Annotated in this window: 13 protein-coding genes; 11 read left to right on the top strand and 2 right to left on the bottom strand. The window is 70.6% G+C overall.

Annotated features, from left to right (window positions below; genetic code table 11):
- Positions 1–49: 49 nt before the first annotated feature.
- Both GV790_RS22120 and GV790_RS22115 read right to left on the bottom strand, forming a co-directional pair.
- Positions 50–1,612, bottom strand: coding sequence for a phytoene desaturase family protein (locus GV790_RS22120; RefSeq protein WP_163815604.1), 1,563 nt, complete (start codon positions 1,610–1,612; stop codon positions 50–52).
- Positions 1,613–1,619: 7 nt separating this feature from the next.
- Entirely contained in the window at positions 1,620–2,231 is a 612-nt protein-coding gene (locus tag GV790_RS22115; protein WP_163815602.1) for a GNAT family N-acetyltransferase, read from the bottom strand.
- A 172-nt stretch (positions 2,232–2,403) separates the two neighbouring features.
- Here GV790_RS22115 and GV790_RS22110 point away from each other — a divergent pair, with 172 nt between their 5' ends.
- The 11 genes from GV790_RS22110 (at position 2,404) to ftsW (ending at position 16,139) form a co-directional block, all read left to right on the top strand.
- The gene (locus GV790_RS22110) at positions 2,404–2,859 is read left to right on the top strand and encodes an SAV_6107 family HEPN domain-containing protein (protein ID WP_228807086.1); all 456 of its coding nucleotides are present in this window, start codon (positions 2,404–2,406) and stop codon (positions 2,857–2,859) included.
- 111 nt (positions 2,860–2,970) lie between these two features.
- Positions 2,971–3,396: a DUF3040 domain-containing protein gene (locus GV790_RS22105; RefSeq protein WP_163815600.1), complete on the top strand. Its 426-nt coding sequence runs from the start codon at positions 2,971–2,973 to the stop codon at positions 3,394–3,396.
- Between the two features lie 473 nt (positions 3,397–3,869).
- Positions 3,870–4,301, top strand: coding sequence for a division/cell wall cluster transcriptional repressor MraZ (gene mraZ, locus GV790_RS22100; RefSeq protein WP_036535307.1), 432 nt, complete (start codon positions 3,870–3,872; stop codon positions 4,299–4,301).
- A gap of 262 nt (positions 4,302–4,563) precedes the next feature.
- Complete coding sequence (gene rsmH, locus GV790_RS22095) at positions 4,564–5,538, top strand: 16S rRNA (cytosine(1402)-N(4))-methyltransferase RsmH (RefSeq protein WP_163815662.1); 975 nt, start codon at positions 4,564–4,566, stop codon at positions 5,536–5,538.
- 131 nt (positions 5,539–5,669) lie between these two features.
- Entirely contained in the window at positions 5,670–6,992 is a 1,323-nt protein-coding gene (locus GV790_RS30585) for a hypothetical protein (protein WP_175585975.1), read from the top strand.
- Complete coding sequence (locus GV790_RS22085; RefSeq protein ID WP_195021074.1) at positions 6,989–8,866, top strand: peptidoglycan D,D-transpeptidase FtsI family protein; 1,878 nt, start codon at positions 6,989–6,991, stop codon at positions 8,864–8,866. The genes GV790_RS30585 and GV790_RS22085 overlap by 4 nt, the downstream gene beginning before the upstream one ends.
- Positions 8,867–9,034: 168 nt before the next feature.
- On the top strand, positions 9,035–10,621 hold the full coding sequence (locus GV790_RS22080) for a UDP-N-acetylmuramoyl-L-alanyl-D-glutamate--2,6-diaminopimelate ligase (RefSeq protein WP_163815598.1): 1,587 nt from the start codon (positions 9,035–9,037) through the stop codon (positions 10,619–10,621).
- Entirely contained in the window at positions 10,618–12,132 is a 1,515-nt protein-coding gene (locus GV790_RS22075) for a UDP-N-acetylmuramoyl-tripeptide--D-alanyl-D-alanine ligase (protein WP_163815596.1), read from the top strand. The genes GV790_RS22080 and GV790_RS22075 overlap by 4 nt, the downstream gene beginning before the upstream one ends.
- Positions 12,129–13,205: a phospho-N-acetylmuramoyl-pentapeptide-transferase gene (mraY, locus tag GV790_RS22070; protein ID WP_138446661.1), complete on the top strand. Its 1,077-nt coding sequence runs from the start codon at positions 12,129–12,131 to the stop codon at positions 13,203–13,205. The genes GV790_RS22075 and mraY overlap by 4 nt, the downstream gene beginning before the upstream one ends.
- Positions 13,206–13,254: 49 nt before the next feature.
- The gene (gene murD, locus GV790_RS22065) at positions 13,255–14,697 is read left to right on the top strand and encodes a UDP-N-acetylmuramoyl-L-alanine--D-glutamate ligase (RefSeq protein WP_163815657.1); all 1,443 of its coding nucleotides are present in this window, start codon (positions 13,255–13,257) and stop codon (positions 14,695–14,697) included.
- Positions 14,694–16,139: a putative lipid II flippase FtsW gene (gene ftsW, locus GV790_RS22060; RefSeq protein WP_163815593.1), complete on the top strand. Its 1,446-nt coding sequence runs from the start codon at positions 14,694–14,696 to the stop codon at positions 16,137–16,139. Before murD ends, ftsW begins: the two co-directional genes overlap by 4 nt.
- Positions 16,140–16,159: the final 20 nt, after the last annotated feature.

Raw genomic sequence — 16,159 nt, 5'->3', positions numbered from 1 at the left:
GCCGAGAACCGGCCGAGGCCTCGGTCGGTCGCGGCGTGCCGGACGCGGCTCATCGTCGCAACAGCCGCGCGAACCGACCCTGATCGCGCAGCACCAGCCGCGCGGCGGTGCGGCCGCTGGCCCCGGACACGCCGCCGCCGGGATGGGTCGAGGCGCCGGTCAGATACAGCCCAGGTGCGCCGGGCACCCGCTGCCCCGACAACTCCGGCAGCGGCCGCCACAGCATCATCTGGTCCAGCGACATCTCCACATGCATGACGTTGCCACCCAGCAACCCGAGTTCGCGCTCCAGATCGGCAGGGGTCTGCACGAATCGGCGCAGCACCGAATCCGCGAAACCGGGTGCGTAGGAATCGACTTCGCCGATGATCCGGTCGGCCTCGGCGTCGGCGAGCGCGGCCCAGTCGGCGCCGTCGGCGAGCCGGTAGGGATGCCACTGCGACCACAGCGACAGCTGATGCTCACCCGGCGCGGCGATACTCGGATCCAGCGCACTGAAACTCATCGCCAGCACCACCGGCCGCGGCGGCAGCGCACCGGCCAGCGCCGCGCCGTGCGCCGCCCGCAGCTGCCTGCGCTCGGACACCAGGAATTGCAGCCCGCGCGCCGATTCCCGTGCCGAGCTACCGGGGTAGGCGGGCAGCGCGTCGGTCGCGGCACGCACCACCATCCCGATGCCGGGCCCGACCCGGATCCGGCGGCGCCAGTCCGCCAGCGTCGCGGCATCGAAACCGCCCGCACCTAGCAGCTCCAGCGTGGTCAGGATGTGGGTGCCCGCGATGACGGCGCGCGCGGTGAGTTCCCGGCCGGAGGCGGTGCGCACCCGCCAGCCCTCGCCGTCGCGGCGCATCTCGGTCACCGCGTCACCGCTGGTCACCACCCCGCCGTCGGACCGCAGCCGCGCCACCAACGCCGAGGTCAGCGCGCCACTACCGCCGACAGCGCGCCCGGGCGGCAGCGTGTGCATCAGTGCCGCGAAGCCCACCATCGGCGCGGTCCCCGGCTCCGACATGGGCGGGCCGGACTGCGCGCCGAACCAGGCCAGCGATGCCTTGAGCCGCTCGTCGTCGAACAGGCCGTCCAGCAGCGCGTCACCGGATTGCAGGAATTCGTGTGACAGCGCGCTGCCGCCGGCACTCGCGTCCAGCCCCCAGAACGAGCGCAGCAGATGCCCGGGCGTCGGGCCGCCGCCGAACGCGCGCATCACCCGCGCGCTGCGCGGACCCCAGTCCCGCACGAACCGGCGATAGGCATCGGCCTCGCGTTCCCCGCAGGCCGCGGCGATGGACGCACAGGTGCGGTCGAGGTCGCGATGGAACACGATGGGCGCGCGGCCGTCCGGGCCCGCGGGCGTGAAACCCCATGGATCGCAATCGATGTAGCGCAGCCCGAAGCGCGCCAGGTCCAGCTCCTCGATGATGCCGGTGTGTCGGATCATGATGTGCGCCGAGGACCCGCGATCGACCAGATGCCCGGGGAATCGCTCGACCGTGGAGACCGCACCGCCGAGCACCTCGTCGCGCTCGAGCACCTCGACCCGCTGCCCGGCCCGCGCCAGATAGCAAGCCGCGACCAACGCGTTGTGGCCGGAACCGACGACCACGATCGTCATCGCGAGCTCACAGCGGCAGCCGCCGGCCCAGGATGGCGAACTCCCTGGTGTCCCCGGCGAAGATGAAATGCCGCACCACATCGCCGAACCCGGCGCGCCGGTACAGCCGCCAGGCCCGGTTGTCCTCGGCGTCGACCTCGGGGGTCGACAGCAGCACCGCCCGCTCGGGCCGATCCCGCAGCAGCCGCTCCAGCAGCGTCGAGCCGATGCCGCGACCCTGCGCCGACGGGTGCACATGCAGTTCGGTGAGCTCGAAATAGTCCGACAGCAGCTCCCGTGCCGAATGCTCCGGCCAGCTCGACCGCCGCATGCCCGTATAGACCTGCTGCTGCCACCACTGATGCGGTGCGCCCCGGTACCCGTAGCCGATGGCCACGATCGGCGAGGTGCGCACATCGAAGTAGCCGGAGTCGTCGGGGATCACCGCGGCCACGGCCTGCCAGCCCGCGCGGGAGGTGTGTTCGGTCCACATGGGCGCGCGGTGGTGTTCGGTGCCGCGCGGGTAGTCCATCGCCGCGACGTACACCGCGAGCGCGTCGTGCAACCGGGCACGCAGCGCCGTGACCGAGAGGTCGACGACGACGGGTGCGGGCGTGTGATGTGGCTTGACGGCGGTCATGGCTCTCGTGTCGTGGGGACGCTCGAAAATGCGAGCGGGAAACGTGTCGGTGGTCGTCTCTATATTCAAGCTCAATTCAAACGTTCGAATACCTGTTCGGTTCGTGCGGTGCCGACCGTCCGGTCGGCCATCGGTCTCGGGCCGGGGTGTGCGACTGGTGGAGGGACGGCTGATGTCTGGTCGAAACGTTCATCCGGGCCGGCCCGGGCGCGCGGGCATGCTGCTGCGCCGCGCCGACGGGCTGTTGATGGAAGCGGCGGGGGAGCACGATCCACGCGAACGTTTCCGCACCGCCTATCTGGCCGCCCTGCGCGGTGCGGGCGCCGTGCTCGCGGCCACCGGCGCCGATGCCGCGCCGCGAGCGCGATCGCGCAATGCCTGGGTGATGCTGCAACGCGCGGCCCCGGAATTCGTGATGTGGGCCGACTACTTCAGTGCCCATTCCGAGACGCGGGCCGCGCTGGAGGCGGGCCTGCCGCGCGAGATCGGACACACCCAGGCCGACGAGTTCTACTCGCGGGTCGGCGCGTTCCTGCACGACGTGGAGGATTTGATCGCGCCCGCCGCCCGTTTGCGCGGCCCGGCGGAGCCCGACTTCGGGATCGGTCCGCGAGTTATCGGCGAGTAGGTGGTACGGCCCTGATCGAACTCGTATCATTGGAGACAGATAGCCGCCAAGGTCGGCTATCTGTCGCCTACCCGGAGGCGACAGCCACGTCCTAGTGCCGGGGGAGGTACCGTGCCACTCTCCGAGCACGAGCAGCGCATGCTCGAACAGATCGAGAGCGCGCTCTATGCTGAGGATCCGAAGTTCGCCTCGTCCGTCCGCGGCGGACGCCTTCGTACGACCTCGAGTAGACGCAGACTTCAGGCCGCCGCCTTGTTCGTCCTCGGCCTGTTTCTACTCGTCGCAGGTATCGCCGCACCGGTGAAGCCGGGCGGCTTCCCGATCATCAGCCTGATCGGATTCATCGTCATGTTCGGTGCCGGAGTGCTGCTGCTGCTCGGTGGCTCCAAGAAGGCCGGCGGCGGCGATCGCGGTGGCGACGCGCCGTCGAGTGGTCCGTCCGGCCCCGGCTCCGGTGGACGCGGACGTCAGCGCCGGTCCGGCGGCTTCTCCGAGCGCATGGAAGATCGCTTCCGCAGAAGGTTCGAGCAGGAGTAACCTCCGCTCGCCCGAGCTCTACTCCGAACGGCGGTGCGGTACCGGATTCCCGGTGCCGCACCGCCGTTCGTCTGTCTGTCCACACCCCTCGGCGTCCACGGCGTGTCGAGCCGACCGGTCGGCACGGGCCGGCTCGGCCCGCTGAGCCCCACATCGCCCCACGATCGCGCCCCACCTTCCCCCACCGCTCCTCGATCCGAGGGCACACCAGGGAGTTTGCTGGTTGTTGTCGGGGTGGGTCGATGTGGACGCGCGCGGGGAGGTGAAGCGCCGGAAAAGTTCTTCCACACAGTGATAGCTGGGATGACCTGCGGAATCGCCGAAGCGGGGAGCCAGATCACCCCGTGTTTCGATTGAAAGTGGGGGAAAGTGGGGTAATGTGGAGCGCGCACTACAGGAGAGGCCGTAAGGCGCTCGGCCGGAGCGAGTTCCGGCCATGCGTGATCGAGGTGGTCCGGTAGGGAGGTGTCGAGTTGTTTCTCGGTACCTACACACCTCGATTGGACGACAAAGGGCGACTCACGTTGCCTGCGAAGTTTCGAGACGATCTGGCGGGAGGGTTGATGGTCACGAAGGGGCAGGACCACAGCCTTGCCGTGTACCCCAAAGAGGAGTTCACCGCGCTCGCGCGGCGAGCCGCGGCGGCGTCTCGGAGCAACCCGCAGGCACGGGCGTTCGTCCGGGCTCTCGCGGCAGGCACGGACGAACAGCGTCCGGACGCTCAGGGCCGGATCGTGCTGTCGGCGGATCATCGTCGCTACGCCAACCTGTCACGGGATTGCGTGGTGATCGGTTCGGTCGACTTCCTCGAAATATGGGACAAGCAGGCGTGGGAGTCCTACCTCGCCGAACACGAGGAGGACTACGCACAAGCCAGAGACGAGTCGCTGGGCGGGATCTTCTAGCCCGTACGAGTGCCACGCGGCCTCTGCCCGGATGCGGACCCTGACGTACTTCCCCGACGCCAGGTGCCGCTTCGGTCAGAGACCACGGGGCATTCGTCACCGACATCCGGTCCGAATCCCGCAGCATTCGCTGCTCCGCAATCCAGAGCAATCACTCACGACAGCACGACCCATCTACCCGCGGTGTTCGCCGAAAACACTGCGGAACAAGGCGACCCGATATCGGTGCGTGACGAAGCGAGGCAAGATCCGGGAGGTCGAGGTGAACCGTGAACAGCACGGCCCGCGCCATGTCCCGGTCCTGCTCCAGCGCGCCGACGAATTGCTCGGGCCCGCGCTCGGCGAACCCGGCGCCGTCTACCTCGATGCCACCCTCGGATTGGGCGGGCACGCAGAACATTTCCTGCGCAGCTACCCGCGGATCCGGCTGGTCGGGCTCGACCGCGACACCGATGCCCTCGCGCTCGCGGGCGAGCGACTGCGGCCATACCAGGACCGAATCACCCTGGTACACACCCGTTATGACGGAATCCCCGATGCCCTCGCCGAGGCCGGGCTGTCGGCCACCGGTTCGATCAGCGCCATCCTGATGGACCTCGGTGTCTCGTCCATGCAGCTGGACGAGACCGACCGCGGCTTCGCCTACTCGGTGGACGCCCCGCTGGACATGCGGATGGATCCGACCACCGGCCCCACCGCCGCCGACGTGCTCAACACCTACAGCCACGGCGAGCTGGCCCGGATCCTGAAAACCTATGGCGAGGAACGTTTCGCGGGCCGCATCGCGAGCGAGATCGTGCGACGCAGGCAGCAGCGGCCGTTCACCACCAGCGCGCAGCTGGTGGAACTGCTCTACGACGCGATCCCCGCCGCCACCAGGCGCACCGGCGGGCATCCGGCCAAACGCACCTTCCAGGCGCTGCGGATCGAGGTCAACGGTGAGCTGGAATCGCTGCGCGCCGCACTGCCCGCGGCGCTGAACGCACTGCGAGTGGGCGGGCGGATCGTGGTCATGTCGTATCAGTCACTCGAGGACCGCGTCGTCAAACATGAACTGGCCCAGCGTGCGGCCTCGCGCACGCCGGTCGGCCTGCCGATGGAACTGCCCGGCATGGGGCCGGAATTCCGGTTGCTCACCCGCGGCGCGGAGCAGGCCACCGAAGCAGAGATCGAGGAGAACCCGCGCGCCGCCCCGGTACGGATGCGCGCGGCAGAACGGATTCAGGAGGGTGCATGAGCAGGGCGACGACGACGCTCGGGCAGCCTTCCACGGGGAGACGGGGGGCGGTCCGCACGAGCGGGTCGGTGCCCGCGGGCAGCTCGGCTGAGCGAGCAGAGCGGCCCGGTCAGGCCAAAGGAGGGCACAGCGTGAGCGTACGGACACCGACCGTCGCCGAGCCCAGGCGGATCGCCCGCCGAGTGCAGGCCGCCGAGCGGGTGAAATCGGGTGCGGCGCAACGCGCCTACGCCCGCCGCAAGCTGCGCGCCGAAGGGGCAGGTGCCTTCGATGCGGTGCTGCCGCGCGGTTCGGTCATGGCCACCCGCATCCCGTTCGTCGCGGCGATTCTCGCCCTGCTCGGCTGCGGGCTCGCGCTGACCCTGCTGCTCACCACCCGTGCCGCGGAGGATAGCTACCTGCTCAGCGATGCCAGGAAGCTGAACCAGACCCTCGCCGACGAGCGGGCCGCACTGCAACGGGAAGTGGAGGCCGCCGATTCGGCGCCCGAACTCGCCGCGCGGGCCAGGGAACTCGGCATGATCCCGGCCAAGGACCCGGCGCGCCTGGTGGTCGGGCCCGATGGCAGCATCATCGTCATCGGTGACCCGAAGCCCGCCGAGGGCGCACCGGTGCCGCCGCTGAACCCGCCGCCCACCCGCGCCGCGGACCGCCCGGGGGCGCCGCAGAGCCACGGCGAACGAGTTGTCCCGGTCACCTCGACGCCCCGCGCTCCGGCCGCGCGTCCCGACGGCGCCCAGATCAACGCCGCCCCGCCGGTGGGAGCCGGGTTGACGCCTGCCGCGCCGAGCCCTGCGGCGCCGAGCCCCGCGCCCGCCGGCGCTCCGGCACCGGAAGGCGCAGCTCCGGGCCAGGCCGGGGCGTCGGCGCCCGCTCCGGCCGGTGCTCCCGCACCAGCGCCCATTCCCGCAGGTGCCCCACCCGCTCCGGCGGATCCGGCCGCGGGCCCGGCACCCGCTCCGGTCGACCCGGCCGCGGGCCCGGCACCGGTCCCGGCCGCCGCCCCGGTCCCGCCGGCCGACGCTGCACCGGCCCCGGCAGACGGAGCGCCCGCTGCCGCACCGGACCCTGCCACGGTTCCGGCCCCAGCAGGAGCACCGGCCGCGGCACCGACACCGGCACCTGCCGCGGCGCCGATCGCGCAGTCACCGGCGGCGGCCACCGCGTCGGCGCCTGCGGCTCCGGCCCCCGCCCAGATGCCGGATCAGTCCGCGGCTTCGGCCCCGGCCGCCGGCCCGGTCGCCGGGCCTGCCGCGGATCAGCGGCAAGACACTGCCGAGGTGCCGGTCCCGGCGCCGAACGTCCCCGCTCCGCCGTCGAATCCAGGTCCCGTCGAAGGGCAGGGCATGGCTGCCGAATCAGCCCCCGCCGCACCGGCTCTCATCGAGAACGCGCCGGGGCAACCCGGCGTCGCGCCCGCCGTGCGGCCGACCGCTGGCGAGGCCGCACGATGAGGCGGCCCGGACCCGCGAAGCGTTCCCGTCGCGGGCCGGTGAACAGACGCAGGCCTGCGGCGCCGCAGCTGGACCGGCCGGTGCGGATGCGGTTGGGGGTTGGGCGGATCGCGATGTTCGGCGCGCTCGCCGTCGTCGCGATCCAATTGCTGTGGGTGCAGAGCATTTCGGCGCCGGGACTGTCCGCGCAGGCGGCCAGCCAGCGCACCGCGCACTGGGTGGACGAGGCCATGCGCGGGCCCATCACCGACCGTAACGGCAAGGCGCTCGCGTTCACCGTCACCGCCAAGGAACTGCACTTCCAGCCCGTGAAGGTGCGCAAGGATCTGGCCGAGGCCAAGGCCAAGGACGATTCCGCGCCCGATCCCGAGCAGCGGCTGCGCGATATCGCCGCCACCATTCACGAGAAACTCGGCGACAAGGGGCCCAGCGAGAAGAAGCTGCTGGAACTGCTCAACAGCGACGAGCAGTTCGTGTATCTGGCCCGCAATGTCGATCCGCGCGTCGCCGCCGAGATCGTCGTCGAGTTCAAGGAGGTCGGCGCCGACTCGCAGAATCCGCGCGAGTACCCGGGCGGATCGCTGGCCGCCAATATCATCGGTGCCACCGGCTGGGACGGCCACGGCCAGATCGGGCTGGAATCGTCGATGGATTCGGTGCTCGCGGGCACCGACGGCTCGCACACCTACGACCGCGGCGCCGACGGCGCGGTGATCCCGGGCAGCTGGCGCGACCGGGTGCCCGCGGTCAACGGCTACGGCGTCGAACTCACCCTCGATTCGGACCTGCAGTACTACGTCCAGCAGCAGGTGCAGCAGGCCAAGGACCTCTCCGGCGCGCAATCGGCGTCGGCGGTGGTGCTGGACGCCAAGACCGGCCAGGTGCTGGCGATGGCCAACGACAACACCTTCAATCCGTCACTCGGGCCGGAACATTGGAAACCGGAAGCGCTGGACAACCCGTCGGTGACCCATGCCTTCGAGCCCGGCTCGGTGAACAAGATCGTCACCGCCGCGGCCGCCATCGAATACGGACTCACCAACCCGGACGAGGTCCATCAGGTGCCCGGCCAGATCCATATGGCAGGCGTCACCGTCGGCGATGCCTGGGAACACGGCGTCGCGCCCTACACCACCACCGGGATCTTCGGGAAGTCGTCCAACGTCGGCACGCTGATGCTCGCCCAGCGCGTGGGTGAGGACCGCTTCGCCGACATGCTCACCCGGTTCGGCCTCGGCCAGCGCACCGGCGTCGGCCTGCCCGGTGAGAGCCCGGGTCTGCTGCCCGCGCGCGACCAGTGGTCCGGCGGCACCTTCGCGAACCTGCCGATCGGCCAGGGCCTTTCGATGACGACGCTGCAGATGACCGGCATGTACCAGGCCATCGCCAACGACGGCCTGCGGATCCCGCCACGCATCGTCCGTGCCAAGATCGCCCCCGACGGCACCCGCACCGAGGAACCCACCCCCGAGGGCGTGCGGGTGGTCAGCCCACAGACCGCGCAGACCCTGCGCACCATGTTCCAGGCGGTCGTGCAGCGCGATCCGATGGGCGTGCAGATGGGCACCGGCGTGCCCGCCGCGGTCGAGGGCTATCGGATCGCGGGCAAGACGGGCACCGCGCAGAAGGTCGACCCGGCCTGCGGCTGCTATTCGAGCTCGTCGTATTGGATCACCTTCGCCGGGATGGCCCCGGCCGAGGACCCCCGCTACGTCATCGGCATGATGCTCGACGCCCCGGTCCGCAGCGCCGACGGCAGCGGCGGACAGTCGGCGGCCCCGCTGTTCCACAACATCGCGTCCTGGGCGTTGCAGCGCGACCGCATCCCGCCCTCCACCGAGCCTGCCAGGCGTTTCGTGCTGCAGGCCTCGTGAGTTCATGCCACTGCCCGCCATCGCTGGACCTGCCGCGACCGGTGTCGCGGTGGGCTGGCGCGGGTGCGGCGGACCCGAATCCGTGAACCGCGTTGCCTGCCGCGAAGCAGGCGTCGGTAACCTGACTCGTCGTCGGTGTACGCACCACAAATCGCAGAGAGGAACCTTGTGCCCGCGCAGTCCAGCCAGCACGCGCTACGACCGGCCGAGCCGACGTCGTCGACGCTGCCCGACCTGCTGGATCTGACCGGCGCCGAGCTGCGCTCGGACCTGCCGTCCGGCCTGGTGATCACCGGTATCGAACAGCGTTCGGACGCGGTGCTCCCCGGCGATCTGTTCGCCGCGCTACCCGGCTCCAAGGCGCACGGCGCACGGTTCGCCCGCGCCGCCGTCGAGCGTGGCGCGGTGGCAGTGTTCACCGATGCCGAAGGCGCCGGGCTCGCCGGTGAGCTCGGGGTGCCGGTGCTGGTGCGGGAACGCCCGCGCGAGGTGCTCGGCGAGCTGTCGGCCGCGATCTACGGCCATCCCTCCGATCGGTTGCGCATCGTCGGCATCACCGGGACCTCCGGGAAGACCACCACCTCCTATCTGGTGGAGGCCGGGCTGGCCGCCGCCGGACTGTCCACCGCGCTGATCGGCACCATCGAGACCCGCATCGGCGGACGCCGGGTGCCGAGCGCGCTGACCACGCCCGAGGCGCCGCAGCTGCACGCGATGTTCGCGCTGATGGTCGAACAGGGCGTGGACGCGGTGGTGATGGAGGTGTCCAGCCATGCGCTGGCCCTCGGCCGGGTCGACGGTGTGCGGTTCGCGGTGGGCGGGTTCACCAACCTGTCCCAGGACCACCTGGATTTCCACGCCGACTTCGAGGATTACTTCGCCGCCAAGCGCAGGCTGTTCGAGCCGCAGTCGCCGGTGGCCGCGCGCACCTCGGTGATCTGCGTCGACGACGAATGGGGCAGGCGCCTGGCCGACGGGCTGGACGCACCGATCACCGTCGCCACCACCGGCCCCGCCGACTGGCAGGTCGCGGGCACGGTGCGCACCCACGGCGGCGAACAGGAATTCACCGCGGTCGGCCCGCACGGCGAAACCGATGTGCGCCTGCGGCTTCCGGGCCGCTACAACGTCGCCAACGGGCTGCTCGCGCTCGCGCTGTGCGCGGCAGCGGGTGTCGAGCCCTCGGTCGCCGCGCCTGCCCTTGCCACCGTCGACGTGCCGGGGCGGATGCAGCGAGTGGAGCGCGGCCAGGACTTCCTCGCGCTGGTCGACTATGCGCACAAACCGGCGGCGGTCGAATCGGTGATCGCCACGCTGCGTGCGCATCTGGCCGAAGCGGGCGCGGGCGGCAGGCTCGCGGTGGTGGTCGGCGCGGGCGGCGACCGCGATGCGGGCAAACGGACGTTGATGGGCGCGGCCGGCGCGCGCGGCGCCGATCTACTGATCATTACCGACGACAATCCGCGCACCGAGGATCCGGCGGCCATCCGGGCCGCCCTGCGCGCAGGCGCGCTCGGTGTGCCGGAATCCGAACGCGGCGAGATCCGCGAGATCGGCGACCGGGCCGCAGCCATCGAAACGGCGGTGGCCTGGGCCCGCGCCGGTGACGTGGTGCTGGTCGCGGGCAAGGGACACGAGGCAGGGCAGGAGATCCACGGGGTGAAGCACCCGTTCGACGACCGCGAGGTGCTCGCGGCCGCGATACAGCAGCGAAGTCCGCAGGGTTCGGACGCGGAGGACTTGACGGTTTCATGATCGAGATGACACTGCGGGATATCGCGGACGTCGTCGGCGGCACGCTGCACGACGTCGCGGACCCGGAGGTGACGGTGACCGGTTCGGTCGAATTCGACTCGCGCAGAATCGGTCCCGGAGATGTTTTCCTCGCCCTCCCGGGTGAGCGCGCCGACGGCCACGATTACGCGGCCGCGGCGGTCGAGGCCGGTGCGGTCGCCGTGCTGGCCGCGCGTCCGGTGGGTGTACCCGCGATCGTGGTCGCGCCCAGCCCCGGCACGTTGCCCGCGAATTCGGCGGTGGTGGCAGGCGATACCGACGGCTCCGGTGCGGCGGTGCTGTCGGCGCTGGCGAAGCTGGCGCGCGCCAGCGTCGAACGGTTGGTCGCCGCAGGCGGTTTGACCGTCGTCGGCGTCACCGGCTCCTCCGGCAAGACCTCCACCAAGGATCTGCTGGCCGCCGTACTGGCGCCGCTGGGCCCGGTGGTGGCCCCACCCGGCTCGTTCAACAACGAACTCGGCCATCCGTGGACGGCCTTGCGTGCCGACGAGACCACCCGGTTCCTGGTGCTGGAGCTGTCCGCGCGCGGTGTCGGCCATATCGCCGCGCTCACCGAGATCGCCCCGCCGAACATCGGCGTCGTGCTCAATGTCGGCACCGCCCACCTCGGCGAGTTCGGCAGTCGTGCGGCGATCGCCAAGGCCAAGGGCGAACTGGTCGAGGCACTGCCCTCGACCGGCCTCGCCGTGCTCAATGCCGACGACTCACAGGTCGCGGCCATGACCGCACGCACCGAGGCCAGGGTGGTCATGGTGGGGCAGGCCGAACGCGCCGACATCCGGGCCACCGACGTCGTCCTCGACGATGCGGCCAGGGCGCGGTTCACCGTGCACACCCCGGCCGGGAGCGCGCAGGTGCGGCTGTCGGTGCACGGCGAACATCAGGTCGGCAACGCGTTGTCGGCGGTGGCCGTGGCCCTCGAATGCGGCGCGGACCTCGACACCATCGTCGCGGCGCTGGCCGGAGCCCGTGCGGCCTCGGCCCGCCGGATGGACGTGCGCACCACCTCCGAGGGTGTCACCGTCGTCAACGACTCCTACAACGCCAACCCGGATTCGGTGCGGGCCGCGCTCAAGGCGCTGGTCACCATGTCCAAGGCCGGTGATACCCCGCGCCGCAGCTGGGCGGTGCTCGGTGAGATGGCCGAACTCGGCGCGGAGTCGGTGATCGAACACGACGCCATCGGACGTCTCGCGGTGCGGCTGGATGTGGACCGGCTCGTCGTGGTCGGCACCGGCCGGCCCTCCCGGGCGATGCATCAGGGTGCGGTGATGGAAGGCTCATGGGGCGAGGAATCGGTCCTCGTCCCCGATATCGGCGCGGCGATCGCGCTGCTCGACGACGCGGTCGAGCCGGGTGATGTGGTGCTGGTCAAGGCGTCGCAGTCGGTCGGCCTGTGGGCCGTCGCCGAGCATTTGACCGGCGATGCTCGCCCGGATGGACGCAGGGGTAGCGCGGAGGCAGTGCGATGAGACAGATTCTGTTCGCGGCGGGGATCGCGCTGGCGGTGTCGATTCTGTTGACGCCCCTACTGATCAAGATGTTCGCCAAGCAGGGGTTCGGCCAGGAGATCCGGGTCGATGGCCCGGCCAGCCATCAGGCCAAGCGCGGCACGCCGACCATGGGTGGCGTCGCCATCATCATCGGTATGTGGGCCGGGTACCTCGGCTCGCACCTGATCGGCATCGGCTACGACGCCGAAGGTCCGTCGGCCTCGGCGCTGCTGGTGCTCGGACTGGCCACGGCGCTGGGCGCGGTCGGATTCGTCGACGATTTCATCAAGATCCGCAAAGGCCGCAATCTCGGCCTGACGGCCGCCGGTAAGTACATCGGCCAGCTCACCGCCGCGGTGGTGTTCGGTGTGCTGGCCTTGCAGTTCCGCGGCGCCAGCGGCTTGACCCCGGCCAGCAGGCATCTGTCCTACGTCCGCGACATCACCACGGTGTCGATGGGCGTGATCGTGTTCCTCGCCTTCGTCTGCCTGCTGGTGGTGGCCTGGTCGAACGCGGTGAACCTGACCGACGGTCTCGACGGCCTGGCCGCCGGATCGATGAGCCTGGTGCTCGGCGGATACGTGATCATCACGTTCTGGCAGTACTACCACGCCTGCGAGACCAAGCCGGAGACCGGCTGCTACAACGTGCGCGACCCGCTGGACCTGGCGCTGGTGTGCGCCGCGGGCGCCGCGGCGTGCATGGGTTTCCTGTGGTGGAACGCGGCCCCGGCCAAGATCTTCATGGGCGATACCGGCTCGCTGGCGCTGGGTGGCCTGCTCGCCGGCCTGTCCATCACCACCCGCACCGAACTGCTGATGGTGGTCATCGGCGCGCTGTTCGTCGCCGAGGCGGCGTCGGTGGTGTTGCAGGTCGCGGTGTTCCGCACCACGCGCAACCGGTTGTTCAAGATGGCGCCGTTCCATCACCATTTCGAATTGAGTAAATGGGCGGAGACGACGGTGATCATCCGGTTCTGGTTGCTGGCCGCGATGGCCTCCGCGGTCGGACTCGGCCTGTTCTACAGCGAATACCTCTCCGCGGTCGGGTGAGCTGACAATGGTCGAACATTCTCCGCGGGCCCTGCGGTCGCCGGGCCCCATGCTCGAATTCCTGCGTGGCCGTGAGGTGCTGGTGGCGGGCTGGGGTGTCTCCGGGCGCTCGCTGATCGAGCCGCTGCAGGACATCGGCGCCAAACCGGTCGTCACCGACGGCGGTGCCAAGGCCCTGGCCGAGGCCGCCGAACTCGGCCTCGAGGTCGCCACCTGCGCCGAACTCGAACACGCCGACTGGAGCCGTTTCGCGCTGGTGATCACCAGCCCCGGCTGGCGCCCCGACTCACCGGTCCTGGTCTCGGCGGTGTCGGAAGGCATCCCGGTCTGGGGTGATGTGGAGTTCGCCTGGTGGGTCGATCAGGCCCGCATCTACGGCGAAGTCCGCAAATGGCTGGTGGTGACCGGAACCAACGGCAAGACCACCACCACCCAGATGGTGCATTCGATCCTGCGCGCGGCCGGCATCGCCAGCGTGGCCTGTGGCAATATCGGGCTGCCGATCCTCGACGCGCTGCGCCGCAACCCGGGCCCGCAGGTGCTCGCGGTGGAACTGTCGTCGTTCCAGCTGCATTGGGCGCCGTCGGTGCGGCCGGAGGCCGGGGTGGTGCTCAATGTCGCCGAGGATCATCTGGACTGGCACGGCGGGCTCGACGCCTACGCCGCTGCCAAGGCGCGGGCGCTGGTCGGGCGCGTCGGTGTGGTCGGCCTCGACGATCCGGTGGCCGCCTCGCTGGCCCGCAAATCCAAGGCCAAACGCACCGTCGGGTTCCGGGTCGGTGTCCCCGCCGACGGTGAACTCGGCGTGGTCGACGGCAAACTGCTGGACCGGGCCTTCACCAAGGCCGCGATCCTGGCCGAAACCAAGGAGATCAGTCCGCCCGGCCCGGCCGGCGTCGCCGACGCCCTCGCCGCCGCCGCACTGACCAGGGCCATCGACGTGGCCCCGCAGTTCGTGCGGGAAGGGCTGGTCGAGCACAAGGTCGGCCCGCACCGGGCGGCCTTCGTGCGCGAGGTGGGTGGCGTCGAGTTCATCGACGATTCCAAGGCGACCAATCCGCATGCCGCGCGGTCGTCGATCCTGGCGCATCCGCAGGTGGTGTGGGTGGCCGGTGGTCAACTCAAGGGCGCCGGCGTCGAGGACCTGATCGAAGAGGTCGCCGACCGGCTGGTGGGGGCCGTGCTGATCGGCACCGACGCGGAGGTCATCGCGTCCGCATTGGCGCGACACGCGCCCGAAGTCCCCGTGGTGGAGCTGGCCTCGGGAGACTATGCAGGCATGGGTGACGATGATGCGGGCAGAGCCGCCGCCGACGAGGTGATGGCACAGGCGGTGCGCGCGGCGGCCGGACTGGCCCGCCGCGGCGACACCGTGTTGCTGGCCCCGGCCGCGGCCTCGCTGGACATGTTCGCCGATTACACCCATCGTGGCCGTAGCTTCGCCGCCGCGGTGCACACCCTGGAGGACGGGGACATCGGGCGGCGGCTGTGACCCCGGCGCGGGCTCCACGGCCGGGCACGCGCTTCGGCGCCTGGCTGGCGCGTCCGCTGGCCTCGTTCCACCTCGTCGTCACCATCGCCACCCTGCTCACCGTGCTGGGGCTGGTGATGGTGCTGTCGGCGTCGAGCGTGGAGGCCTACGCCGACGGTGGGTCGGCGTATTCGCTGTTCGTCCAGCAGGCGGTGTACGCCGCGCTCGGTGCGGTGCTGTTCTATCTGGCGTTGCGGATTCCGTTGCGCCGGCTGCGGCAGCTGTCGTTCCCGGTGTTCGCGCTGTCGGTGCTCGCGCTGGTGCTCGTGCTGATTCCCGGCATCGGCGCGCAGGTCAACGGTGCCCGCCGCTGGATCGATCTCGGCGCGTTCTCGGTGCAGCCCTCGGAGATCGTCAAGGTGACGCTGGTGGTGTGGGGTGCGCATCTGCTGGCCTCGCGCCGCTCCGAGCACGCCGCGCTCAAAGACATCCTGGTGCCGCTGGTGCCCGCCGGACTGCTGGTGTGTCTGCTGATCGTGTTGCAGCCCAACCTGTCCACCACCATCGCCGTCGGCATCGTGCTCGCGGCACTGCTGTGGTTCGGCGGGCTGCCGGTGCGGCTGTTCGTGACGATCGCGATCTCCGGCGTGATCGCGGCGGGCGTGCTCGCGCTCTCGGCCGGATACCGCTCCGACCGCATGCGCGCCTTCTTCAACCCCGGCGACGATCCGCAGGGCATCAACTATCAGGCCATGCAGGCCAAGTTCTCCCTCGCCGACGGCGGCATCTGGGGCCGCGGGCTCGGCCAGAGCCGGGCCAAATGGAACTATCTGCCCAACTCCCACAACGACTTCATCTTCGCCATCATCGGCGAGGAACTCGGCTTCCTCGGCTGTGCGCTGGTGCTCGGCCTGTTCGCGCTGTTCGTCTATACCGGACTGCGCATCGCCGCCCGCTCGGCCGATCCGTTCCTGCGGCTGCTCACCGCGACCGCGACCACCTGGATCACCGGGCAGGCGCTGATCAATATCGGCTACGTCGTCGGATTGCTGCCGGTCACCGGCTTGCAGCTGCCGCTGGTCTCGGCCGGTGGGTCCTCGCTGGCGATCACGCTGTTCATGTTCGGCATCATCGCCAATGCCGCCAGGCACGAACCCGAGGCGGTCGCGGCCTTGCACGCGGGCCAGGACGGCCGATTCAGTAGATTGCTCCGACTGCCTAAACCGGAGGTGTACGCACCGGCGAAGGCGGAGGCGGCCAGGGCGCGGTCGGCCGCGCGGGCCAAGCCGGGACAACGTGGCGGGCCGCCACCGGCGCGCAGGCCACGCACCGGCGGGCAACGCGACGCCGATCCACGGCGACGCTCGGCGACCAGCCGCGGCACCGGCTCCGCGCGCGCGACCCGCGCCTGGGAGCCGAACTATCCGGTCACACACGCGAGAGAACGAGGAAGATCCAGGTGAGTGCACGCCAGTCCGCGAAC

It is taken from the genome of Nocardia cyriacigeorgica (genome assembly GCF_010858045.1).
GTDB lineage: Bacteria > Actinomycetota > Actinomycetes > Mycobacteriales > Mycobacteriaceae > Nocardia > Nocardia cyriacigeorgica_E.
The sequence above is the reverse complement of the archived record's forward strand: the minus strand, read 5'-3'. Positions and strand labels throughout refer to the sequence as shown.

Coding starts and splice junctions, on each gene's coding strand:
- GV790_RS22120 (WP_163815604.1), bottom strand. CDS start 1,612: ATGACGATCGTGGTCGTCGGTTCCGGCCACAACGCGTTGGTCGCGGCT.
- GV790_RS22115 (WP_163815602.1), bottom strand. CDS start 2,231: ATGACCGCCGTCAAGCCACATCACACGCCCGCACCCGTCGTCGTCGAC.
- GV790_RS22110 (WP_228807086.1), top strand. CDS start 2,404: ATGTCTGGTCGAAACGTTCATCCGGGCCGGCCCGGGCGCGCGGGCATG.
- GV790_RS22085 (WP_195021074.1), top strand. CDS start 6,989: ATGAGGCGGCCCGGACCCGCGAAGCGTTCCCGTCGCGGGCCGGTGAAC.
- GV790_RS22075 (WP_163815596.1), top strand. CDS start 10,618: ATGATCGAGATGACACTGCGGGATATCGCGGACGTCGTCGGCGGCACG.
- mraY (WP_138446661.1), top strand. CDS start 12,129: ATGAGACAGATTCTGTTCGCGGCGGGGATCGCGCTGGCGGTGTCGATT.
- murD (WP_163815657.1), top strand. CDS start 13,255: ATGCTCGAATTCCTGCGTGGCCGTGAGGTGCTGGTGGCGGGCTGGGGT.